20 protein-coding genes and 3 tRNA genes are annotated in these 22,576 nt (G+C 31.9%); 13 read left to right on the top strand and 10 right to left on the bottom strand.

Going from position 1 to position 22,576, the window contains the following annotated elements:
- Window positions 1-40 precede the first annotated feature (40 nt).
- The 4 genes from B4G36_RS04645 to meaB all read left to right on the top strand — a co-directional run bounded on the left by B4G36_RS04645 (window position 41) and on the right by meaB (window position 4,433).
- Window positions 41-280, top strand: a complete 240-nt coding sequence (locus B4G36_RS04645) for a FeoA family protein (RefSeq protein ID WP_038334874.1) — start codon at window positions 41-43, stop codon at window positions 278-280.
- Window positions 280-2,379 carry a ferrous iron transport protein B gene (feoB, locus tag B4G36_RS04640; RefSeq protein ID WP_291062367.1) on the top strand — a complete coding sequence of 700 codons (2,100 nt, stop codon included), beginning with the start codon at window positions 280-282 and terminating at the stop codon, window positions 2,377-2,379. Before B4G36_RS04645 ends, feoB begins: the two co-directional genes overlap by 1 nt.
- Before the next feature lie 301 nt (window positions 2,380-2,680).
- Entirely contained in the window at window positions 2,681-3,295 is a 615-nt protein-coding gene (locus B4G36_RS04635; protein ID WP_291062366.1) for a helix-turn-helix domain-containing protein, read from the top strand.
- A 169-nt stretch (window positions 3,296-3,464) separates the two neighbouring features.
- A complete protein-coding gene (gene meaB, locus B4G36_RS04630) occupies window positions 3,465-4,433 on the top strand; it encodes a methylmalonyl Co-A mutase-associated GTPase MeaB (protein WP_291062365.1) in 969 nt (322 codons plus the stop codon).
- 32 nt (window positions 4,434-4,465) lie between these two features.
- On the opposite strand, the gene B4G36_RS04625 is transcribed toward meaB, so the two are convergent.
- From B4G36_RS04625 to mutY, 6 genes are all read right to left on the bottom strand, one after another.
- Window positions 4,466-4,539: transfer RNA gene (locus B4G36_RS04625), tRNA-Asn, on the bottom strand.
- A gap of 58 nt (window positions 4,540-4,597) precedes the next feature.
- Window positions 4,598-4,671, bottom strand: a tRNA-Asn gene (locus tag B4G36_RS04620).
- A gap of 65 nt (window positions 4,672-4,736) precedes the next feature.
- The gene (gene rseP / locus B4G36_RS04615) at window positions 4,737-6,047 is read right to left on the bottom strand and encodes an RIP metalloprotease RseP (RefSeq protein ID WP_291062364.1); all 1,311 of its coding nucleotides are present in this window, start codon (window positions 6,045-6,047) and stop codon (window positions 4,737-4,739) included.
- A gap of 75 nt (window positions 6,048-6,122) precedes the next feature.
- Complete coding sequence (locus tag B4G36_RS04610; RefSeq protein ID WP_291062362.1) at window positions 6,123-6,695, bottom strand: gliding motility lipoprotein GldD; 573 nt, start codon at window positions 6,693-6,695, stop codon at window positions 6,123-6,125.
- Window positions 6,696-6,739: 44 nt separating this feature from the next.
- On the bottom strand, window positions 6,740-7,192 hold the full coding sequence (locus B4G36_RS04605; protein ID WP_038334855.1) for a single-stranded DNA-binding protein: 453 nt from the start codon (window positions 7,190-7,192) through the stop codon (window positions 6,740-6,742).
- 38 nt (window positions 7,193-7,230) lie between these two features.
- Window positions 7,231-8,250 carry an A/G-specific adenine glycosylase gene (mutY, locus tag B4G36_RS04600; RefSeq protein ID WP_291062360.1) on the bottom strand — a complete coding sequence of 340 codons (1,020 nt, stop codon included), beginning with the start codon at window positions 8,248-8,250 and terminating at the stop codon, window positions 7,231-7,233.
- Between the two features lie 104 nt (window positions 8,251-8,354).
- On the opposite strand from mutY, the gene B4G36_RS04595 reads away from it, so the two are divergent.
- The 5 genes from B4G36_RS04595 (at window position 8,355) to B4G36_RS04575 (ending at window position 11,968) form a co-directional block, all read left to right on the top strand.
- Window positions 8,355-8,651 carry an HU family DNA-binding protein gene (locus tag B4G36_RS04595; RefSeq protein ID WP_019975652.1) on the top strand — a complete coding sequence of 99 codons (297 nt, stop codon included), beginning with the start codon at window positions 8,355-8,357 and terminating at the stop codon, window positions 8,649-8,651.
- A gap of 213 nt (window positions 8,652-8,864) precedes the next feature.
- Complete coding sequence (locus B4G36_RS04590) at window positions 8,865-10,436, top strand: Rne/Rng family ribonuclease (protein WP_291062358.1); 1,572 nt, start codon at window positions 8,865-8,867, stop codon at window positions 10,434-10,436.
- Between the two features lie 57 nt (window positions 10,437-10,493).
- The gene (locus tag B4G36_RS04585) at window positions 10,494-11,168 is read left to right on the top strand and encodes a TIGR02117 family protein (RefSeq protein ID WP_291062356.1); all 675 of its coding nucleotides are present in this window, start codon (window positions 10,494-10,496) and stop codon (window positions 11,166-11,168) included.
- A 135-nt stretch (window positions 11,169-11,303) separates the two neighbouring features.
- Window positions 11,304-11,377 (top strand) — tRNA-Asn (locus tag B4G36_RS04580).
- 120 nt (window positions 11,378-11,497) lie between these two features.
- Window positions 11,498-11,968 (top strand): ecotin family protein, encoded by a 471-nt coding sequence (locus B4G36_RS04575; protein WP_291062354.1) that lies wholly within the window; start codon window positions 11,498-11,500, stop codon window positions 11,966-11,968.
- Window positions 11,969-12,020: 52 nt separating this feature from the next.
- Here B4G36_RS04575 and B4G36_RS04570 read toward each other — a convergent pair whose 3' ends face one another.
- The 3 genes from B4G36_RS04570 to era form a co-directional block, all read right to left on the bottom strand.
- Window positions 12,021-13,304, bottom strand: coding sequence for a DUF445 domain-containing protein (locus B4G36_RS04570; protein WP_291062352.1), 1,284 nt, complete (start codon window positions 13,302-13,304; stop codon window positions 12,021-12,023).
- Window positions 13,305-13,349: 45 nt separating this feature from the next.
- The gene (locus B4G36_RS04565) at window positions 13,350-14,138 is read right to left on the bottom strand and encodes a universal stress protein (RefSeq protein ID WP_291062350.1); all 789 of its coding nucleotides are present in this window, start codon (window positions 14,136-14,138) and stop codon (window positions 13,350-13,352) included.
- 109 nt (window positions 14,139-14,247) lie between these two features.
- Window positions 14,248-15,135, bottom strand: a complete 888-nt coding sequence (gene era, locus B4G36_RS04560) for a GTPase Era (protein ID WP_291062348.1) — start codon at window positions 15,133-15,135, stop codon at window positions 14,248-14,250.
- A gap of 222 nt (window positions 15,136-15,357) precedes the next feature.
- On the opposite strand from era, the gene B4G36_RS04555 reads away from it, so the two are divergent.
- Entirely contained in the window at window positions 15,358-15,627 is a 270-nt protein-coding gene (locus tag B4G36_RS04555) for a hypothetical protein (protein ID WP_291062346.1), read from the top strand.
- A gap of 58 nt (window positions 15,628-15,685) precedes the next feature.
- Here B4G36_RS04555 and B4G36_RS04550 read toward each other — a convergent pair whose 3' ends face one another.
- Window positions 15,686-16,729: a hypothetical protein gene (locus tag B4G36_RS04550; RefSeq protein WP_291062344.1), complete on the bottom strand. Its 1,044-nt coding sequence runs from the start codon at window positions 16,727-16,729 to the stop codon at window positions 15,686-15,688.
- A 174-nt stretch (window positions 16,730-16,903) separates the two neighbouring features.
- Between B4G36_RS04550 and scpA the strand changes: the two genes are divergently transcribed.
- From scpA to B4G36_RS04535, 3 genes are all read left to right on the top strand, one after another.
- Window positions 16,904-19,036 (top strand): methylmalonyl-CoA mutase, encoded by a 2,133-nt coding sequence (gene scpA / locus B4G36_RS04545; RefSeq protein WP_291062342.1) that lies wholly within the window; start codon window positions 16,904-16,906, stop codon window positions 19,034-19,036.
- Window positions 19,037-19,112: 76 nt separating this feature from the next.
- A complete protein-coding gene (locus B4G36_RS04540; protein WP_291062340.1) occupies window positions 19,113-19,622 on the top strand; it encodes a hypothetical protein in 510 nt (169 codons plus the stop codon).
- Window positions 19,623-19,681: 59 nt separating this feature from the next.
- Window positions 19,682-22,432, top strand: coding sequence for a TonB-dependent receptor (locus B4G36_RS04535; protein ID WP_291062338.1), 2,751 nt, complete (start codon window positions 19,682-19,684; stop codon window positions 22,430-22,432).
- The last annotated feature ends 144 nt before the right edge of the window (window positions 22,433-22,576 follow it).

The raw sequence follows: 22,576 nt of genomic DNA, 5'->3' as shown, positions 1-22,576 counted from the left end.
TATCTTTGCATCTAGTAAAATCATAGATAGATTGGTAGAAATGGTTGAAAATTATTCTTTAAAAGATTTAAAAATTGGTGAACAAGCAGTTGTAACTGGATTTAGTACAGAAGACATACCTGCTAAGTTTTACGAAATGGGCTTTATTCCAGGAACAAGTTTATTGGTAAAAAATAAGGCTCCGTTTGGTGGTCCTATTTGCATTAGTATCATCTCTAACAAGTCTGTTTTAGCTTTAAGAAGAAACGAAGCCGATAAAATTTTGATAACAAAAAAATAATGAATCATTATAAAATTGCCTTAATTGGTAACCCAAATGTTGGTAAAACTTCGTTATTTAATAAATTAACAAATCTTCGTCAAAAAGTTGGGAATTACCCAGGTGTGACGGTAGAAAAACGTGAAGGAAATATCGAACGTAACGGAAATAAATTTCTAATTACAGATTTTCCCGGAACGTATACAATTTATCCAAGCTCTTTGGATGAAGAAATTGTTCTCAAAACTTTAGGAGACAAAACCAATAACCATTACCCAAATTTGGCGGTTGTTGTTGGTGAACCATCTAATCTAAAACGATCGATTTTGTTGTATCAACAAGTTCGAGATTTAGACGTTCCTGCAATTTTTGTCATCAATATGAAAGATGAAATCAAAAGCAAGGGACTTAATATTGATTTGAAAAAGTTAGAAGATTTTCTTCAAACAAAAATATACTTAACAAACGCGCGTACAAGCGAAGGAATTGATGAATTAGTAGAAGCTTTTACAAAAGACGCAACTCCATATAATCGTCATTACGAAATTCCAAAAGAGTATCTTTCTATTGTAGAAAAAATCAAGAATGAATTTAATCTTAAATCTGATTATTTAGCTTGGCAATATCTTTCACAGAAAGAAGTTCCGTTCGAATCGAAAGAAAATTTAAGTAAATTAGATACAATTAAAAAAGAAAATTCTATTGTTTCGAAACGATTACAAGTCAAAGAAGCCTTAGATCGAAATAAAATTTTAGAGGAAAAATTAAACGATATTATTTCGTATAATTTTGACGGAAATGAAACCTTAACCGATAAAATTGATAAAACATTGATTCATCCAATTTTTGGATACATCATCTTTTTAGGAATTTTATTATTAATCTTTCAAGCCGTTTACACATGGTCTGCACCATTAATGACAATGGTCGAAGATTTATTTGGTTGGATTGACGAAAAAGCAATTAGTTTAATTCCCGAAGGTCCTATCAACGAAATCATTGGAGGTGCAATAATCCCAGGTATAGAAGGGATTGCCGTTTTCGTTCCGCAAATTGCCATTTTGTTTTTATTCATTTCAATAATGGAAGAAACGGGCTACATGAGCCGCGTGGTTTATTTAATGGACAGATGGTTAAAACCATTTGGATTAAGCGGAAAAAGTGTCGTTCCATTAATTTCTGGTGTTGCCTGTGCCGTTCCTGCAATCATGTCTGCGCGTAATATCGAAAATGATAAAGAACGTCTATTAACGATACTTGTAACGCCTTTTATGACGTGTTCGGCTCGTTTACCAATTTACATCGTTTTAATTGCTTTAGTAATTCCCGACGAACATATTTTTGGATTAAGTTACCAAGCTTTGGCGTTATTTGTGATGTACATTTTAGGTGTTTTAGGCGCATTAGGAAGTGCTATTTTATTGAATTTAATCATTAAAGCAAAACATAAAAGTTACCTAATTTTAGAAATGCCAACGTACAAACTTCCTGATTGGAAAAATGTTGGAATTAATGTTTGGGAAAAAACGTTAGGATTTTTAGTTGATGCGGGTAAAATCATATTTGCAATTTCGATTATTCTATGGGTTTTAGGAGCTTTCGGACCTGGAGAACAATTCAAAAATGCAGAAGAAATTGTAACTGCTCATCACCCAAAAATGAATGAAGAAGATTTAGCAAATGAAATTGCTTCTTACAAATTAGAACATTCATATTTAGGCAGATTAGGATCAGTTATAGAGCCAGTTGTAGAGCCTTTAGGATACGATTGGAAGATGGGAATTGGTTTAATTTCATCATTCGCTGCGCGTGAAGTTTTTGTCGGAACGATGTCAACGGTTTATAGTTTAGGAGAAGTTGATGTTGAAGACAATGGTCAAAAAGATCGTTTACTTCATCGTATGAAAAATGAGATTAACCAAAATACAGGAGAACCAGCATATAACCTTGCTACAGGAGTTTCGTTGTTGTTATTTTATGCATTCGCAATGCAATGCATGAGCACAATTGCAATCGTAAAACGCGAAACAAATTCTTGGATATGGACATTGATTCAGACAGGGTTTATGACAGGTTTGGCATATGTAGTTGCATTTATTGCATATCATTTTTTAAAATAATAGTATGGACAATATTTGGATACAATATATTTTTATCGCTTTCCTTTTCGGATTTGCAGTTTGGTATGTTGTAAAATTAATTAGAAGCTCATTTAGTTCAAAAGGAGATGGATGCTCAAAAGGCTGTGGTTGTTCTCCAAGCAAAGATGAATTTCAAAAAAGGGCTAACTCTTAAAAGTTAGCCTTTTTTATTTCAAAATTTCGGAGTATTTTTACAATAGTATAATCAGTAAAAATCAATTATTTCTATGATTTTCAATTGGTTTTATTTTATTAATTCGGAATATAAATTTTACAAAAAATGGAAACTTGGTTAATCATTTTATTATTAATTTCAGCGATAATTATCTTAGGATTAATTATTTACTTTGTTTCCAAAAAAACTAAACAATCAACTGAGATTTCTGTCGAAGAAATAAGTTCTGTAAAAGAGATTAAAGAAATTACTTCTGAACCAATCAAAGAAGAGGTTACAAATAAAATCATTTCTCCAACTCCACCAACAGAGGTTATGATTGAAGAAAAACCAACGAATAACCTTAGCATTTCATCTAAAACCGAGAATGACTTACTTCGAAAATTAGAGTTATTTGAGAAGAATAAAGGCTTTACTAAGAAAGATATTAACCTTGCTTCATTATCAAAACAATTTGAAACGAATACAAAATACCTTTCCGAAATCATTAAAACTCATCGTCAAAAACAGTTTAATTCTTATTTGAATGAGTTGAGAGTAAATTACATTGTGAATCGACTTCAAAATGAGCCGAAATACATTAATACGAAAGTAAGTTATTTAGCAAGCGATTGTGGATTTGCTTCTCACAGTACTTTTACGACAACTTTTACTCAAATCATGAATGAATCTCCTTCTGCTTTTATAAAAAGAATTAAAGAGGAACAAAAAAATTCATAATTACGAATTAATGAAGTTTATATAATTGAATTTAAAATATATAATCAATTATATTTGTTTTATTTTTTATACCAATAAACACAAGAGCTATATAAAATACATTCACAAATTTCGATTGTATTTTTTTATTCTTAATTAAGACTTTATCTTTAATCTAAGATTGTGTCTTATGCGAAAAATTGACCCCGAAATACTTGCTCAAAAAATAAAAGAAGGCGATCGTTTTGCCTTATCGCGAGCTATTACACTAGCCGAAAGCAATCGTTTAGACGATTTGAAATTAGCGCAACATATCATTAGCTTACTACCTGTTTCCAAAACTTCAAAAAGAATTGCCATTACAGGAATTCCCGGTGTTGGTAAAAGTACTTTTATCGAATCATTGGGTAAATATATTCTGAGTAAAGATGAAAAAGTAGCAATTTTAGCAATTGACCCAAGTAGTTCACTTTCCAAAGGAAGTATTTTAGGCGACAAAACACGCATGGAGGACTTATCGCGAGAAGAAAATGCTTATATACGTCCAAGCGCTTCTAACGGTTCTTTAGGTGGTGTTACGTCACGTACATATGAAGCAATTTTATTATGCGAAGCAGCAGGGTTTGAAAATATTTTGATTGAAACTGTCGGTGTTGGACAATCTGAGACCTTAGTAAATGAAATTTCAGATCTTTTCCTATTTCTTCAACTTCCGGGTTCTGGAGATGATTTACAAGGAATAAAACGAGGAATTATGGAAATGGCTGATTTAATTTTTGTCAATAAATCAGATTCGTTTCAAGAAAAATTAGTGAAAGATGCAAAATTGGATATTGTTCGTTCATTACAATTTTTACCAACCAAATCATCTCAATGGAAAAGAAAATCAATTATCGGTTCTGGATTAATCGGAAAAGGAATTCCTGAACTTTGGGAATTGGTCAATGATTATTTCAAATTTATTAATGAAAATAATTATTACGTATCAAACAGAGAAAAACAACAGTTAAAACAAGCAGAACGCTACACAATTGATTTGATTAATCAACAGTTTTTAAAATTACTTAAGAAGCAACCATTAGAATTGAGCAAAAATTTGTCTGCATTCGAAATGGCAAAAGATTGGTTGAATAACCATACTGAAATTGATATAAAATAAAAAAAAGACAATCAAATTGATTGTCTTTTTTGCTCCTCCTCTTGGGCTCGAACCAAGGACCCTCTGATTAACAGTCAGATGCTCTAACCAACTGAGCTAAGGAGGAAAATCCGATATTTTAAAATTTTATTTTTAAGTCTTTGTTTGACATTTCACTAAAAAAGCTCCTCCTCTTGGGCTCGAACCAAGGACCCTCTGATTAACAGTCAGATGCTCTAACCAACTGAGCTAAGGAGGAATGTTGCTTAATTGTGGGTGCAAATATAGAAGTATTTTTTACACCCACAAAAAATATTTTAAAATTTATTTAAAAATCATGTTCACAATATCGTTCCCGAAGATGAATACCATTAATCCTAAGATAATTACAACTCCAACCATTTGTGCTTTTTCTAAAACTTTTTCACTTGGTTTTTTACCTGTTACCATTTCATAAATAGCAAAAACAGCATGTCCACCGTCCAAACCTGGGATTGGTAATAAGTTAATGAATGCTAACCAAGCAGAAATCATTGCTGTGAATGACCAGAAAAATAACCAATTCCATTCTTTTGGCATTTGTTTTACCATTCCAATTGGTCCAGCAACTTGCTTACGACCGTCTTTTACTTGGAATAATGTTCCAATTCCACGAACTTGCGTTGCAATCGCTTCAAATGGCTCTACAATTCCTTTTGAAATTCCTTCACCAATTGTATAATCTTCTTGAGAAATTAAAGACTCTAAATAAGCTCTAGAATTACTAAAACCAATTGTTCCATCTTTTCCAACATTCACCATCAATTCTATAGGCTCGCCTTTTCTTTCAACACTCAAAGAAACAGTTTTTCCTTTGTATTCTTTTAATTTATTTTTTACATCCGAATACAATGGTGTTGTGAAACCATCAACAGCAATTACTTTATCATCTTTTAATAATCCTGCTTTTTGTGCTGCACTATTCTCAACAACAGAATCAACAACAGCTGGCATTTGAGGTACAAAGAAAGCACCTTTAGCGTTTAAAATTTCAGTTCTGAAATCTTCTGTAATTGGTAAAGAAACTTCTTTTCCTTGACGTTTTACATCCAATTTTTCTCCACCTAATAAAGCTTCTTTTCCTATTTCGTTTAACGCTTGATATTTTACACCATTTACACCAATTGGAATATCACCTTTTTGTAAGCCAAATTTAGTTTGAGCTGCATCAACTTCAATTCCGTATTGCATTTTGTTTACATCAACAAAGCTTTTTCCTTGAGAAATGAACAAAATAGTATAAATAATCATCGCTAAAATGATATTCACAATAATACCACCTAACATAATGATTAATCGTTGCCAAGCTGGTTTTACACGGAATTCCCACGGTTTTGGCTCTTGTTTCATTTGTTCCAAATCCATGCTTTCGTCAATCATTCCCGAAAGTTTTACGTATCCTCCAAGAGGCAACCAACCGATACCGTAAACAGTATCACCAATTTTCTTTTTCCAAATGGCAAATTTCACATCGAAAAAACAAAAGAAACGTTCGACACGAACGCCAAACCATCGCGCTGTTACATAATGTCCTAGTTCGTGCAACATTACTAAAAGCATCAAACTAAGCATTAAGGTAGCTATCTGTATTAACATATTGTTTTAAATTTATTTATGTTCTAATTTTATTAAACGATTACAAAATTAATCGAATTTATTTATCAAAGCTGTTTATTTTTTCCATTCTAAGGTTTCTAACAATTTTTTTACATCTTTTTTGATGTAATCAACTGCTGGAGCTAAAGAATCAGGTTTTGGTTGAGTTTTAAAATAAACCGAACCTGCCAAAAAATTCTTTACACTATCCGTCGCATGAAATTGAATATTAATCGCTGATTCTCCTCCTAATTCATACATAGTACCAAAAACCTTTTTTTCTGGAAAAGAAAATTCTTGTGGCGAGATAAAACTGGCTTTAACCGTCTGTTCTTGCACAAAACTTTCACTTTCTTTTATTTGAACGATTAAATCTTGTGGTGACTGAACCGGAAAATATGTCAGATAAATTGTCGCTTTCATTCGTGGATAAACAATATTGGAAGAGTTTGGTTTTTTCCCCGCAATGACCTTCCCAAAGTTTGAATATTGAAAAGTATAAGGCACATTTTCTTTGAATGATAGATAAGTTTGTTGCGGATATTCGAGGCGAACTTGCCCTAAAGGTTTGGCAACTTCTTCGCTTTTATTGCACGACACAAAAAAAATAGCACTACTACATAATGCTATTATAGTTTTAAAATTCATTGTAAAACGTTAGGTTTTGTAAAATTCATTTAATTTTTTAATTTCTAAAAAGGCAAATCGTCTTCTCCTTCATCTATAAAAGGTGGCTCGACAACTGTTGTGTTTTGTTGACTTTGCTGAACTTTGTTCTGATCATTTTGCATGGCTTGACGTTGTTCATTGTCAATTTTTGGTGTCAAAAACTCGATTGAATTTGCTACGATTTCTGTTGTATAACGCGTTTGTCCGTTATCGTCCCATTTTCGCGTTTTGATGCGTCCTTCAACAAAAACTTTATCTCCCTTTTTCAGATAACGATCACATAATTCTGCTAATTTATTACGTGTCACAATATTGTGCCATTCTGTTTCTGTAATTCGCTCTCCCGTTCTCGAGATATAAGATTCTGTCGTTGCAATAGGAAATCGTCCAATACAATTTTGTTCGTCAAAATGATGCAATTTTACATCATCACCCAAATTTCCGATCAAAAGTACTTTATTCGTTGTTCCATTCATAGTTGTAATAGGTTTTTAGTGGCTTGTTACTTACAAAGTTAATCCAAATAATGTTTATTTATAAATTTTTCTATTGGTTTTGGAAGCGGATAATGTTCGAGATCGTTCAAAGCAATCATTTCAAAATCATTTTCGGCTTGCAAATTTGTTATATCTCTTAAAGATACATTTAATTTCCAATATTTTATAAATAAATTTTGATGCGACAAAATGTGTTTCTCTTCTTCGATAAAAGTTAGATTATTTTCAAGATTTTGATCTAAAATCCAACCTTTATCCAATAAATCAGTTTCAGTTTCGATTTTTGGAAAAGTGAATAAATTTTTCCAAACATCATTTCCAATTCGTTTAGACAACGCAATTTTATCTTCATTTTCGATGAGAATAAAGTGTAAAAAACGATTCGAAACTTTTGTCTTTTTCAATTTTAATGGTAATTCGTTTACTTTATTTAATCGAAGCGCCTCACAAGACTCATTAAGTGGACAAATTTCACATTTTGGTTGTTTTGGTGTACAAATCGTTGCACCCAAATCCATCACCGCCTGATTAAAATCACCTGGACGTTTTTTATCAATGATTTCTAAGCCCAAATCCCAGAAAATCTTCTTTGTTTTAGGCGAACTTATATCATCAGTAATATTAAAATATCGCGCAAAAACTCGAAACATATTTCCGTCTACAGCAGGTACAGATTCATCATACACAATAGATGCAATTGCAGCAGCAGTGTAATCTCCTACGCCTTTTAGCTTTTTTAAATCTTTGAAATTATTCGGAAATTGTCCATTTAATTCATCAGCAATCGTCTTTGCCGTGAAGTGTAAATTCCTGGCACGGGAATAATAACCCAGTCCTTGCCAAAGTTTTAGCACTTTTTGTTCGTCGGCATTTGCCAAATCGAAAATAGTCTCAAATTCTTGTATGAAATTATTGTAAAATTTCATACCTTGGTCAACCCTTGTTTGTTGGAGAATAATTTCCGACAACCAAATGTGAAAAGGGTCTTTTGTATGACGCCAAGGTAAATCTCGTTTATTTTTGTCAAAATATGACAAAATCAGATAGTTGAAGTTCATAAAAACTGAAAAAATCTTTTTTTGTTAGGATACTATCGTTATATTTGCACCCGCTTTCAAATTTAAGAATAATAAGAGGAATTATGACAAAGGCAGAAATAGTAAATAACATTTCAGGTAAATTAGGACTTGAAAAGAGCGATACTCAAAGAGTGGTAGAATCGTTTATGGAGGAGGTGATTAAATCATTAGTAGAAGGAGAAAATGTATACTTAAGAGGATTTGGTTCTTTTACTATTAAAACTAGAGCTGAAAAAACAGGTAGAAACATTACAAAAGGTACTTCTATCATTATCCCAGCACATAACGTTCCTACATTTAAACCAGCGAAGACTTTCATCGAAGATGTAAAGACTAGCGAAGCAAACGTAATCAAATAACAATAAAATAATTGTATCATGCCAAGCGGAAAAAAACGTAAAAGACATAAGGTAGCGACGCACAAACGCAAAAAACGTCGTCGTCTTAACAGACACAAAAAGAAAAAATAATTAGTAGCTAAGCTATTAATTATTTAGTCTTTTTACTAGATAGCACTTTTCAATGGAAATTTTGGAAAGTGCTTTTATCATTTTTAAAAACATAATTTTTTGATGAGTAAAGAATTAGTGATTTCAGCCTTAGCTGATCAAGTACGCATCGCAGTTTTAGATGAAGGTCGCTTGATGGAATTTCATCAAGATACTGCAAATGATGGCTTTGCAGTTGGCAACATTTACTTGGGTAAAATCAAAAAATTAGCTCCCAGTTTAAATGCAACCTTTGTTGACATAGGTTATTCGAAAGATGCATTTTTACATTATCATGACTTAGGTCCACAAATACGCTCGTCAAATGCATACAACAAAATTGTAGCAAATGGCACGTACAAAACCGAAAAATTGAAGAACTTCCGTATGGAAGAACCTATTGACAAAGATGGACAAATTACAGAAATCTTTGCCCCAGGTGATTCTGTTTTGGTTCAAATTACAAAAGAACCAATCCATACGAAAGGACCAAGAATTACTTCTGAAATTTCAATTGCTGGTCGATATTTAGTTTTAGTTCCATTTTCGGAACGTGTTTCGATTTCGCAAAAAATCAAACAAAAACCAGAACGCGATCGTTTAATTAAAATTTTAGAAGGTTTAACACCAGAAGGCTTCGGAGTTATTATCAGAACAGTTGCCGAAGAGAAGAACGCAGAAGAATTGCAAGCAGATTTAGCTTATTTGTTAAACAAATGGACTCAAATCTTCAAAAATCTTCAGAAAAAGAAAGCCCCAGCTAAGATTCTTAGTGAAATGGATAGAGCTTCTTCTATTTTGAGAGATAATTTTAATGATGATTTTATTAAAATTTCTGTTGATGATGACGAATTAGCTGACGAAATGCGCGAATATTTGGAAGTTATTGCACCAGATAAAATTAATTTGGTAAAAGAATACGACGATCCATTTGTTCCAATTTTTGAGAAGTTTAATGTCGAAAGACAAATTAAACAAGCTTTTGGTAAAACGGTAACTATTCCACAATCTAAAGGTGCATATCTTGTGATTGAACACACAGAAGCGTTACACGTAATTGATGTGAATTCGGGAAATATTTCTCGAAATTCTAAAAATCAAGAAGATTCAGCTTTTGCCGTAAACAAAATTGCTGCTTCGGAAATTGCACGTCAATTGCGATTACGTGATATGGGAGGAATTGTTGTGGTCGATTTTATTGATATGACGGACGTAGAACATAAAAAAGAATTGTTCGAGCATCTGAGAGCTGAAATGGCGAAAGATAAAGCAAAACATAAGATTTTGCCACCAAGTAAATTTGGATTGATTCAGATTACAAGACAGCGCGTTCGCCCAGAAGTGAATTTCGTTACAACTGAAGAAAATCCTAACCAAGAATCGAATGAAGTTGAAGCACCTATCGTTACAATTGATAAAATTGAACAAGTGCTCTTGAATATCCTTGACAGAAAAGATAAGGATTTACGAAAAATGTCGTTACACGTGCATCCTTTCGTAGCTGCTTATTTACAACATGGATTGCCAAGCATTCAGATGAAATGGTTTTTTAAGCATAAAAAGTGGATTAAGATTGTACCAAGAGATGCGTACAAATACTTACAATTTAATTTCTTGGACAAAGATCATAATACACTTTACAACGAATCAAATTAAGAAAAGCCTCGCAATTGCGAGGTTTTTTGTTTTATATTCGTTACACAACAAAATACTATGAAAAAAATCTTTCGAATTCTTCTCAAAACTTTAGGTGCTTTAGTTTTACTGATTGTGGTGTATTTACTTGCAGTAGTTTTGCTGCCATTAATTCCAGTTAATAAACAAAATGAGAAGCCTAATGATCAAATCACAGCGTATATCTTGACAAATGGCATACATACAGATATTGTAGTTCCAGTAAAGTCTGAAGCGATTGATTGGTCTACTTTTGTGCCTTTTTCGCATACAAAATCGAAAAAAGAATACAAATATATTGCCTTTGGTTGGGGAGATAAAGGCTTTTATTTGGATACATCAGAATGGAAAGATCTTAAATTTTCTACAGCTTTCAACGCTGCGTTTTGGTTAGGAGATTCGGCGATTCATACTACTTTTTATGATAATATGACGATAGATGACAATTGTAAAAAAGTTGATTTGAGTGTAGAAGAGTATCAAAAATTAATTGTTTACATCAAGCAATCATTTGATTTGGATCTAAATAACAAAGTCGAATTAATAAAAACAGATGCTGTTTATGGAGATAGTGATTCGTTTTACGAAGCAAAAGGAAGTTATAGTTTATTTTTTACGTGTAATACGTGGGCTGCAAGCGCGTTAAAAGCAGCAAATAAAGAAGCCCCCTTGTGGACGGCAACACAACAAGGAATTTTTCGTCATTATGAATAATTTTTTTAAATTATTTCTGATTCATTTTCAAAGAGTTGTCTATTAATGCGACTTATAGAACGAAAAAAAATACTTTTAAGATTTGGAAGTAATAAAATTTGCTCTATATTTGCAACACAATATCGATAACGATACTCCTCCTTAGCTCAGTTGGTTAGAGCATCTGACTGTTAATCAGAGGGTCCTTGGTTCGAGCCCAAGAGGAGGAGCAAAAAAGACAATCAATTGATTGTCTTTTTTTATTTCACAAATATTTAACATTCCCTCACACAACCATTCACCCAACTTTTGCATCTTACTAATAGAAAAACAAATAAAATCAGATTAGTATGAAATTTAGAAAAGTATTTAGCGTTTCAGCATTATTAATGGTTATGGTAACATTCGCACAAAAAAATATGAAAATAGATTATTCAATGTATCCAAAAGCAAAAGATGGATATGAACAGAAAATTATCACGTTAAAACCACAAGCCAATGAAGAAAACTATTTAGTTGAAATATTTGCTGGGAAAAAAACAAAGGTTGATTCTTGTAATCAATTTTTCTTAAGTGGAAGTTTTGATCAAAAAACTGTTGATGGTTGGGGTTATGATTATTTTAACTTCGAAACTGATGGAAATATAGCAGGAACTTTAATGGGATGTTTTGACAATAAATCTGTCGAAAAAATTGTACATGCTCAATCTTTGCAGACGCGTTACAATAGCAAATTACCAATCGTAGTTTACGTACCAAAAGGCTATACTTTAGAATATAGAATTTGGAAAGCAGATGAAAAACTTAACATAGTTAAGTAATATTTATAGTTGTTAATTGAAAAAGCTCGAGAAATTCTCGAGCTTTTATATTTTAATGAAATACCAATTGCGTAATCGTGTAAATAACCAAACCAACAAGTCCACCAACCAGCGTCCCGTTAATCCGAATAAATTGCAAATCTTTTCCAACTTCCAATTCTAGCTTTTCGCTCAATTCTTTTCCTTCCCATTTATCAACCGTATTACTAATCAAGCTTTCCATTTCTTTGACATTTCGTAAAATCATACGGTAAATAAAATGACGCACCCAACCATTAATTTTATCAATCATTTCTTGGTTATCGTTCAAATTTTCGGTTAACTTTTTAATGTTTTTCTTAATGTAAACTTGCATTGCAGAATTTTCATCATCAAAACTTTCGGTCAGATTTTGTTTAATCGCCAACCACAAATCCAAAGCATAATCATTCAATCGTTCTTTTGTGATAAAATCATCTCGAAGCGATTCTAACCTAAATTTCCAATCGGGAGATTCTTTTATATTCTGAATATTTTCTCGGATAATTCGTTCGATATTATGACGAATTGGATGTTCTTTATCTTCTTCAACCTCATCCAAAAAACTCACCACGCCTTCTACTACTCCTTTCGATATTTTTTTACCAGCAAAAAATGAAATCACAGGATGTTTTTCGTTTAATTTATCTTTAATAATCAAATCACTTTCTAAGATATATTCTTTCGCTTTTGGAATAATTGCTTCTAAAATTTCGTTGTGTTTTTCCTTTTCTAAAATATACTCTAAACTTGATGATACTAATTCAGGTAAATCAAACTGTTTTAAAATTTCATCACCTTTCAAGGTTATAAAATCAACGACATCTTTATCATCTAAGTCTTTGACAATTTTCTTGGAGAAATTAATCAACTCTTCTTGCAACATTTCTTGATTAGCAGGTTTATTCAACCAATCTGCTGCATATTTTACAACTTCTAATTTCTCGATATATGGACGAATTGTAGATGGCGTCAAAAAATTCTCAGTTACAAACTGTCCTAAATTATCTCCGATTGCATTTTTACTATTTTCGATCAGATTTGTATGCGGAATTTTAAGTCCAAGCGGATATTTGAACAAAGCCGTAACCGCAAACCAATCGGCAAGTGCACCAACCATTGCTGCTTCGGCAAATGCTTCCACATATCCAATCCATTTCGCAGGTGAATGTTGACTTAGATAAACCATCAAAAAGTAAATAAAAGTCATCAAAATGAATAATCCTGTTGCAATTGCTTTATGTTTTTTGAGGTTTTTTATTTTCTGAACTTCCGTCATAAAAGTATTTTGAGAAATTTGTTGCAAAAATTTAGCCAATCAAAAAAGCGGAGAATTCTCCGCTCTAAGTTTTATGTTTTTAATTTATTTACTTTCCTGAAAAACCAATAATGCTACATTTGCACTCGACAATAATCGTTGGCTATGATTGATTGTAAATAATCTTTCGAAAGATGATAATTCACGATGAACAACGCCTAAAACATCAATGTTATTTTTTGTACAATAATTGATTAAGCCTCCTTCTACATCTTTGCTCGGTTCAATTGTAATCATCGCTTCAGGATATTCTTCTTCCCATTCTTTTTTCACGCTTAACATTTGTGGAGTAATCGATTTATCATCAACATGTACAATGTTCAACAATTTATCGTAACGTTTTGTCACTTCTTCCATTTGTGCCAAAGCTTTTGCTTCTTTTTGATTAAATAATGTAGCGTAAGCAAAATTTCTTTCTTCTTTAAATTTTACATTATTTGGAACAACCAACACAGGCGCAGGCGAATTGTTAATGACATTTACGGTATTAGAGCCAAAAAACTTTTTACCTAAACTATTTTGTCCATTCGTTCCCATCACCACATATTGTATATCGTCTTTGTTGATAATATCCAAAATCATCAACAACAAATCGCCAACAACCAAAGAACTCTCTATTTTAACGTGTTCAAGATTATTTTCTTTTGCAATATTTTTAAGTTTATTGATATAATTTTCGAAGTTTTCTTCTGTAACTTCAAGATAATTTTTAAGATTTGATTGTACCGAAACTAACTTAATATCTGTTTTAAGAACTTTTGCAAGGTTTAACGCATACAAAAAAGCATTGTTCGCTGTTTCCGAAAAATCGGTAGGAAATAATATTTTAGCCATAATAATTAAATTCTAGAATAGATTTTGTTCTATAAATTTACAACTAAAATTTAGGTAAAGCCACAAAAAAGTCTTGATTTCTCAAGACTTATCTATTTTTTAATCGTTTTTAATAACCAAAACGACGCAAATCATTCTCTTTGCTTCTCCAATCTTTTCGCACTTTCACGAAAAGTTTCAAGAATACTTTTTTATCAAAGAATTTCTCTAATTCTTCTCTTGCTTCTTTTCCTACTTTCGATAAAGACTCTCCTTTATGTCCAATAATAATTCCTTTCTGAGAATCGCGTTCTACAAAAATTTCAGCTTCGATAGAAATTAAATTCAAATCTTCTTTGAAGCGTTCTGTTACTACCTCAACAGAATAAGGAATCTCTTTTTGATAGTTTAATAAAATCTTTTCGCGAATTACTTCGTTTACAATAAAACGCTCCGAACGGTCTGTTAATTGATCTTCTGGATAATATTGTGGCCCTTCTGGAATAATTTCTTTGATCTTATTAATCAACAAATCTACATTAACGTTTTCTTTAGCCGAAATAGGTAAAATCTCTGCTTTTGGTAATAATTCGTGCCAATATTCTACCGCTTCATTCAATCGATCTGGCGTAGCTGTATCAATTTTATTCAACAATAAAATAATTGGTGTAGATGTTTTTTGCAGACGTTCGAAAACTTGTTCATTTTTCAATCGTTTTTCTCCAATTTCTACAACATAAAGAATCACGTCGGCATCCACCAACGATTCATTTACTGCATCCATCATTTTTGTTTGCAGTTCATAAGCAGGATCCAAAACACCAGGAGTATCCGAAAATACAATCTGATAATCTTCTCCTGTCAAAATACCTTTGATACGATGACGAGTCGTTTGCGCTTTATGTGTTGCGATAACCAAACGCTCTTTCATCAACATATTCATCAAAGTAGATTTTCCAACATTTGGATTTCCTATGATGTTTACAAAACCGGATTTAAATTTCTTTTCGTCTGACATTCTGCAAATTTAGTGATTTCTATAATATTATTTCAGATTAATATGTTGAAGAAAAGATTAATATTCTAATGAAATTTTAATTTCATAAAATTGATTTTGGTCTGTATTTTGAATAATTCTAATTAAGTTCAAAAAAATATGACGAAAGTTATGGTTTATTGAAAAATATGATTAATTTCATACATGTGTTATGGAAGATTAAATTAACCAAAATTTAAAAAAATGATGAAAGCAGAACTTATCGAAAAAGAAGAAGTAAGAAACTATAAATTTTTAGACGCGCCAAAAGACGAAGTAACGGTAGAGGCAAACAAATTGAATGGTGCAGTAAGATTAGGAAACGAATTCAAATCGAAAGCATATATTACATTTCAAACAGATCAAGGTCCTAAGAAAATTGAGACGACTGTTTGGTCTGTTACGGATAATTTTTTACAAATTAAGAATGGAGTTTTGATTCCGTTAAAATCTTTAATTGATATTCAATACTAAAAATTGTTTATTGCTTAAATTCAAAAAGGGATACGACGATGTCGTATCCCTTTTTGAATTAATTATTTTCGTTAGATTCTTTCAACAATCTAATTAATTCTGCTCTAATAGCTGCTTTATCATTACTTTTTGGGAAATCTCCGATAAAAAATGTTTGTTGCGGAACTTCATAAGATTCTAATTCACTTTTTGGAATATCAACATGTTCTGCAAATCGACTTTCTATTACCAAAGAAATTACATCTTTTGTAGATCCTTTTTTCGGAAAAGCAATCACAATAAAATTATAATTGATATATGGTTTTAATTTCTCTTCGATCAATTCTAAATTCACCACATCTTTCCCATTCAACTTACACTCATTTCCAGAAATCCATCTAAACTTTTTCTGATCATCCGAAACAACAGCCTGTCTATATAAATTTAGTGATTCTTTTTCGTAAGGCGAATTCAAGACTAAATTACCTTTTTCATCTTCCGAAAGTTCTATTTTATCTAAAACTGTATAATCTGTTTCATCTATTTTCTTTAATGCAATCGGAAACCCATTCGCGGTAAAAACTTGATAAAAAGTTGTTTTCGTTTGATCATTCAATTTACTTTTCAAATCATCTGACAAATCATCACTTTCGACAGCAATTTTTTCGATTCTTGCTAAATCTTCAAAAGAGTTTTCAATCTGTTTCTTTGTCAAATAAGCATAATTTAATGCGTATCCTATCTCGTCTTGACTTTCGTCTGTTAATGGAATCTTCACTTTATCCGAATTTTCATGACAATACAAATCAAAACCTCCTTCTATGGCTTGAACCAATGAAATTTCTCCTTCATTTTCTAAAACCGATGAACTTAAAAGTGTAGAATCACCTTTTTTTAATCCTAAAAAATTATTTAACGAATGAAACGTTTCATTCACAAATTGAGGATCAAAATTTGATATATAAACATTATCTTCTCTCGAATAATGGAAATTAACTTTTTCTTCTTTTGAATCGATCTTTTTCATCAAATCAAAAATATCATTTTGCCATTGAAAGGTATTTTTATCCTGAAACTCACTCAGAGTCTCTGGAATCGTTCTCTTGCTAAAATCTAACTTCATAATAATTATTTTTTGTGCGTTTTTAATTTATTGATAATCAAATTCAATCAATAATTTTACCAAAAAACTCGATTAAAATGTTTTTTCAACTTTTGTTGACAAAAAGTTGCAAAAAGCAGTTTCAAAAATTGGTGATTTTATAAAATCTAATGGATAATTATTTATCTTAGCAAGATGAATCACAAAACAGATTTTTCGAATTTAAGATTTAAACGAAATCTAAATTCTAATCCATCACATATAGAGTCATTTGAATTAGATAGTTTACAAGTCAAAAGTGATTACAATTACGATGATGTAAAAGATCTGAAACAGATTAACTTTCTACCTGGAGTTGCCCCATATTTACGCGGTCCTTATACGACAATGTATGTTCGTCAACCTTGGACAGTTCGCCAATATGCAGGTTTTTCTACTGCAGAAGAATCTAATGCTTTTTACAAAAGAAATTTAGCTGCTGGTCAGAAAGGTCTTTCTGTTGCGTTTGATTTGGCTACTCACCGCGGTTACGACTCAGATCATGAACGTGTTGTTGGAGATGTAGGTAAAGCTGGCGTTGCGATAGATTCTGTAGAAGATATGAAAATTTTGTTCAATGAAATTCCATTGGATAAAATTTCGGTTTCGATGACAATGAACGGAGCTGTTCTTCCTATTTTAGCGTTCTACATTGTAGCTGCAGAAGAACAAGGTGTTTCGCAAGAACAACTTTCTGGTACCATTCAGAATGATATTTTGAAAGAGTTTATGGTGCGTAATACATACATTTATCCGCCAACTCCTTCAATGAAAATTATTGCAGATATTTTCGAATATACTTCTCAAAAAATTCCTCGTTTCAATTCTATTTCTATTTCGGGTTATCACATGCAAGAAGCTGGAGCTACGCCTGTTTTGGAAATGGCTTATACACTTGCAGATGGTTACGAATATGTAAAAACTGGTTTGGAAGCGGGATTGAAAGTTGATGACTTCGCTCCTCGTTTATCGTTTTTCTGGGCCATTGGAATGAATTTCCCTCAAGAAATTGCAAAAATGAGAGCTGCTCGTATGTTATGGGCAAAATTGATGCAAGAATTTGAGCCTCAAAATAAAAAATCATTAATGTTGAGAACACACTGTCAGACTTCTGGTTGGAGTTTAACAGAGCAAGAACCTTATAACAATATTGGTCGTACAGCGATCGAAGCCTTAGCTGCTGCTTTAGGTGGAACACAATCTTTGCATACCAATGCATTGGACGAAGCAATTGCTTTACCAACAGATTTCTCGGCGCGTATTGCACGTAATACACAAATCATTTTACAAGAAGAAACTCAAATTTGTAGAACAGCTGATCCTTTTGGAGGAAGTTTTATGATTGAATCTTTGACAAATGAAATGGCAAATCAAGCGTGGGAATATATACAAGAAGTTCGTGAATTAGGTGGAATGACGCAAGCCATAGAAGCTGGAATTCCAAAAATGCGTATTGAAGAAGCTGCTGCAAAAAAACAAGCCAAAATTGATTCTGGTGAAGTTGCGATTGTAGGTGTAAATGCTTACCGCTCGAAATTAGAACAACAAGAGTTCGAAATTTTAGAAGTTGACAACACAGCTGTTCGTCAAAAACAAATTGATCGATTAAATCAAATTAAGGCGAAGCGTAATAGCGAAGCTGTACAAGATATTTTAGCACAATTAACAAAAGCTGCTGAAACAGGTGAAGGAAATTTATTAGAATTATCTATCGAAGCGGCTCGTCGCCGTGTTACTTTAGGTGAAATTTCTGATGCATTAGAAACTGTTTTTGGACGTCATAAAGCGATTACAAGAGGAATTCAAGGAGTTTATGCCATGGAAGCAGGTAAAATGAATAAATTTGAGGAAGCTCGTAATTTAGCTGACAAGTTTGCTGAAGAAGACGGACGCCGTCCTCGTATTATGGTAGCTAAAATGGGACAAGATGGTCACGATCGTGGTGCTAAAGTCGTTGCAACCTCTTTTGCGGATATGGGATTTGATGTGGATATTTCTCCATTGTTCCAGACGCCAGCAGAAGTTGCGAAACAAGCTGTAGAGAATGATGTTCATATTTTAGGAATTTCTTCTTTGGCTGCAGGACACAAAACGTTGGTTCCGGAAGTTGTAAAACAATTGAAAAAATTAGGTAGAGATGATGTTTATATCGTAGTCGGAGGTGTTATTCCGCGTCAAGATTATGATTATCTTTATCAAAATGGTGCAGATGCAATCTTTGGTCCAGGAACAAACTTGGCGGAATGTGCCTGCGAAATTTTAGAGAATTTATTGAAATCTTATAAATAAATCTATTTTAGTATGAGTATTCCTGTCTATTGACAGGAATATTTTTATATTTATACCACACAAACCTTAAAGTGAAATGAATAAAACTCTTCGAAATATTATCTTAATCATCTGTACAATTTTTATTATATGGTTTATTGGATACTTTCTGATTGGAGATTTTATCAGTTTAGAATTCGCGAATCATAACTTTGCAAAACTATTTCCAAAGCTTTTAACATTTGCTGCGGCAGTTAGTATTTATGTGCTTTTTCTACTTTCTATCAAAAAGAAAGACGGATGGAGTTTTATGAATGTGATGAAATTTATGTTTGGAATTATCTTCGGATTTCTTCCACTTTTAACATTCGAATATTATAATATTGGAAGTTGTACAAATTGGAAGATTGATAAAAAAATTCAAAAAACGCTTTATAAATCCAATTCTTCTGATTCAGAAAAAATTGTTTTAATCGAAACATTTTGTCCTAAATCTAACCTAAAAACAACTCAGGTAAAGCGAATTGTAGAAATTACACCTCTTTTTATTACAACTTCTGAAATTGATCTAAATAAAATTTCGGATAAAAGTTGGGAAAAACTTTAATCAAAATTAAACTTTGCCCAAAATTTGATGTCTAACAGATGAAGTAACCAATTCATCTCATGACAAAATATATTCTATCATTTCTTTTTAGTTTGATTACGATTTTTTCTTTTGGACAAGAAAAAGTCACAATTACAGGAAAAGTAACGGATGTACTTAATTTTCCTTTAACTGATTCTGAAGTTATTTTAGGAAACAAAGCCGATTCTACTAAAATTTCTACGACATCTACAGATGATGATGGTAGGTTCAAGATTGAAATTAATCTTCAAGATAAACCAGTTTATTTAATTATTGATGATCCTTTAGAAGGCGTTTTCAAACAAAGTTTCGAATCCATCAAAAACAATATCGATCTTGGTACAATTATCATCAATCCTATGATTTATGATTTGGATGAAGTTGTAGTGACAAATGTGGAACCTATGGTTGTAAAACAAGATACAATCGAATATAATGCTGATTCTTACAAAGTAAAACCGAATGCAAATTTGGAAGCTTTGTTGAGAGAATTACCAGGTTTTGAGATGGATGATAGCGGAAATATCACGGTAAATGGAAGAGATGTTAATGAGATTTTAATTGATGGTGAACCATTTTTTGGAACAGACGGAAAAGTTGCGTTAGAAAATTTACCTGCGGATATTATCAAAAAAATTCAGGTTTCGGATTATAAAACGAAGAACGAAAAATTCTCTGGAGAACGTTCGAAATCGGATAAATCTTCGATAAATATTATCTTGAAAGAAGATAAAAAGAAAGGTTATATGCTCAAAGCTACGGCGGGTTATGGAACGGATAATCATTACGAAGGCAATTTGATGGCAAATTATTTTAAAGGTAAAAAGAAAATTAGTTTGATTGGGTCTTCGACGGATATTGCAGCTTCTCGAATGACAAGCGGTGAAGGTTCGCGTGGTCGTGGTGGAATGGGAAGAAGAGGTTCTGATGGAGTAACGACAAATACTTCGATTGGATTGAATTATAGCGATCAATTAAATGATAATTTGAAAATTGGAGCTGATTACCGTTTAAATCATTCGTTTTCAAAAAATGATCAATACAAACATATCGAAAATTTTGCTCCAAAAAATATTTATACTTCTGATGCCAATTCTAAAACTAAAAGTGAAACGTATGGTCATAATTTTGGAACAAATTTAGAATGGACGAAAAACAACACTAAAATTTATTTTTATCCATCATTTAGTAATTCATCATCTACAAATTCATCTATTTCGGATAGTAATACATATTCTGATTTAGGTGATTTGAGAAATCAAATGAATCAAAAATCGAATGGAAAATCAAATTCGAATACATTTAATACATTATTATCACTTAATCAGAAATTCAAAAATAAATCTTATTTAGACTTTAATTCAAGTATTTCGATTGGTAAAACAGATCGAAATTCGTTCATCAATTCAACAACTTTATATACAAATGATTCGATAGCGGATATTTATCGAAACATCAATGAAAAAAATATGTCGAAGAATAATCAATACAATTTTGATGTAAAATATACGTATCCAATTACAGATTCTTTGAAAATTGCTGTAGGTTCTGCTTATAATTTAACCGATTCTGAAACCAATAATAGAACGTGGAATTATAATGATATAACGGGAGAATATGACAATTTGAACAATGATTTGACGCGTTTTTATTCAACTCAATTGAATGAATTTAATCCATATGCACAATTATTATTGAACAAAAATAAAATTTCAGCAACTATACGTTTTGGAGCAAATATCTATAATCAACAAAATTTTGGAACATTCAAAGCAGATGATTACAGCTCAACTCAAAACAAAACTTTGCCAGATATTTCGGGAAATATTCGTTATCAAAGCGGAAACAACTCGCTTTCTTTAATGTATAATTATCAGACAAGTTTGGCTTCGACATCACAAGTTTTACCGATTTTAGATGAAACTGATCCGTTAGATGTTTTCAAAGGTAATCCAGATCTTGATCCAAATAAAGCGCATCAAATCAATTTGATGTTCAGCAATTTTGATCGTAAAACGCGTCAAGGATTTAACGCTAACTTAGGTTATACATACAACGAATCGAATATTGTGAATTACACAGAAATGGATTATTCGATTTATAAACGAACAACAACATATGAAAATGTAAAAGGAAATTATCGTCTGAATGGTAACTTTTTCTTTAATAAACAATATCAAAAAGGAATCAATAAATTTAGAGTAAATGTAGGAATGTCGGCGAGTTATGCTTTAACACAAGGATTTAGAGATGCGGTAAAATATGAGCAATACAATACAACTCTTTCACCTACATTGAGATTAAATTGGGATTATGGTGATTATTTAACGATTTCACCTTCTTATCGTTTGAACTTCACAAATTCTAAATATGTCAATTACTCAATTGATAATCAAAATAATATTACGCACAATTTTGGAATTAAAACGATATCTACTTTTCCTAAAAATTTGACTTGGACAAATGATTTCAGTTACAATTATAACTCTCGAATGGCAGCAGGTTTCAAGCGTGATTTCTTTTTGTGGAATACAAGTTTGATGTATCGTTTCTTCGATGATAAGTTGGAAGCTGGTGTGAAAGTGTACGATTTATTGAATCAAAATAACAGTTATACGCGTACAATTACAGCAGAATCAACAATCGATCAACGCAATAATATTCTGACTCGTTTTGTAATGTTCTCGTTAACATTCAACTTAAATCAGTTTGGTGGTAAATCGACAAAAGGCGGAAACGGAGACCGACCAAGAGAAGGCGGTGGAATGCGAAGAATGGAAATGCAATAGTAAAATGTAACGTCCTGAAAAAATGATACAGGATTAGACCAATAAAATTTTATTTTAAACAGTACATATATTCGTATTTGTACTGTTTTTCTTTTTGTACGATTTTGGTATTAAATCTTGTTGCTGGTGCATTTGCATCGGCGT

The organism is Empedobacter sp. UBA3239 (genome assembly GCF_002362875.1).
Taxonomy (GTDB): Bacteria; Bacteroidota; Bacteroidia; order Flavobacteriales; family Weeksellaceae; genus Empedobacter; species Empedobacter falsenii_B.
This window is presented reverse-complemented; position numbering and strand designations above follow the sequence as displayed.

What these genes read in the sequence shown, in the direction of transcription:
- B4G36_RS04645 (WP_038334874.1), top strand. Translation starts at nt 41, where the DNA reads ATGGTTGAAAATTATTCTTTAAAAGATTTAAAAATTGGTGAACAAGCA.
- feoB (WP_291062367.1), top strand. Translation starts at nt 280, where the DNA reads ATGAATCATTATAAAATTGCCTTAATTGGTAACCCAAATGTTGGTAAA.
- B4G36_RS04635 (WP_291062366.1), top strand. Translation starts at nt 2,681, where the DNA reads ATGGAAACTTGGTTAATCATTTTATTATTAATTTCAGCGATAATTATC.
- meaB (WP_291062365.1), top strand. Translation starts at nt 3,465, where the DNA reads ATGCGAAAAATTGACCCCGAAATACTTGCTCAAAAAATAAAAGAAGGC.
- rseP (WP_291062364.1), bottom strand. Translation starts at nt 6,047, where the DNA reads ATGTTAATACAGATAGCTACCTTAATGCTTAGTTTGATGCTTTTAGTA.
- B4G36_RS04610 (WP_291062362.1), bottom strand. Translation starts at nt 6,695, where the DNA reads ATGAATTTTAAAACTATAATAGCATTATGTAGTAGTGCTATTTTTTTT.
- B4G36_RS04605 (WP_038334855.1), bottom strand. Translation starts at nt 7,192, where the DNA reads ATGAATGGAACAACGAATAAAGTACTTTTGATCGGAAATTTGGGTGAT.
- B4G36_RS04595 (WP_019975652.1), top strand. Translation starts at nt 8,355, where the DNA reads ATGACAAAGGCAGAAATAGTAAATAACATTTCAGGTAAATTAGGACTT.
- B4G36_RS04590 (WP_291062358.1), top strand. Translation starts at nt 8,865, where the DNA reads ATGAGTAAAGAATTAGTGATTTCAGCCTTAGCTGATCAAGTACGCATC.
- B4G36_RS04585 (WP_291062356.1), top strand. Translation starts at nt 10,494, where the DNA reads ATGAAAAAAATCTTTCGAATTCTTCTCAAAACTTTAGGTGCTTTAGTT.
- B4G36_RS04575 (WP_291062354.1), top strand. Translation starts at nt 11,498, where the DNA reads ATGAAATTTAGAAAAGTATTTAGCGTTTCAGCATTATTAATGGTTATG.
- B4G36_RS04565 (WP_291062350.1), bottom strand. Translation starts at nt 14,138, where the DNA reads ATGGCTAAAATATTATTTCCTACCGATTTTTCGGAAACAGCGAACAAT.
- era (WP_291062348.1), bottom strand. Translation starts at nt 15,135, where the DNA reads ATGTCAGACGAAAAGAAATTTAAATCCGGTTTTGTAAACATCATAGGA.
- B4G36_RS04555 (WP_291062346.1), top strand. Translation starts at nt 15,358, where the DNA reads ATGATGAAAGCAGAACTTATCGAAAAAGAAGAAGTAAGAAACTATAAA.
- B4G36_RS04550 (WP_291062344.1), bottom strand. Translation starts at nt 16,729, where the DNA reads ATGAAGTTAGATTTTAGCAAGAGAACGATTCCAGAGACTCTGAGTGAG.
- scpA (WP_291062342.1), top strand. Translation starts at nt 16,904, where the DNA reads ATGAATCACAAAACAGATTTTTCGAATTTAAGATTTAAACGAAATCTA.
- B4G36_RS04540 (WP_291062340.1), top strand. Translation starts at nt 19,113, where the DNA reads ATGAATAAAACTCTTCGAAATATTATCTTAATCATCTGTACAATTTTT.
- B4G36_RS04535 (WP_291062338.1), top strand. Translation starts at nt 19,682, where the DNA reads ATGACAAAATATATTCTATCATTTCTTTTTAGTTTGATTACGATTTTT.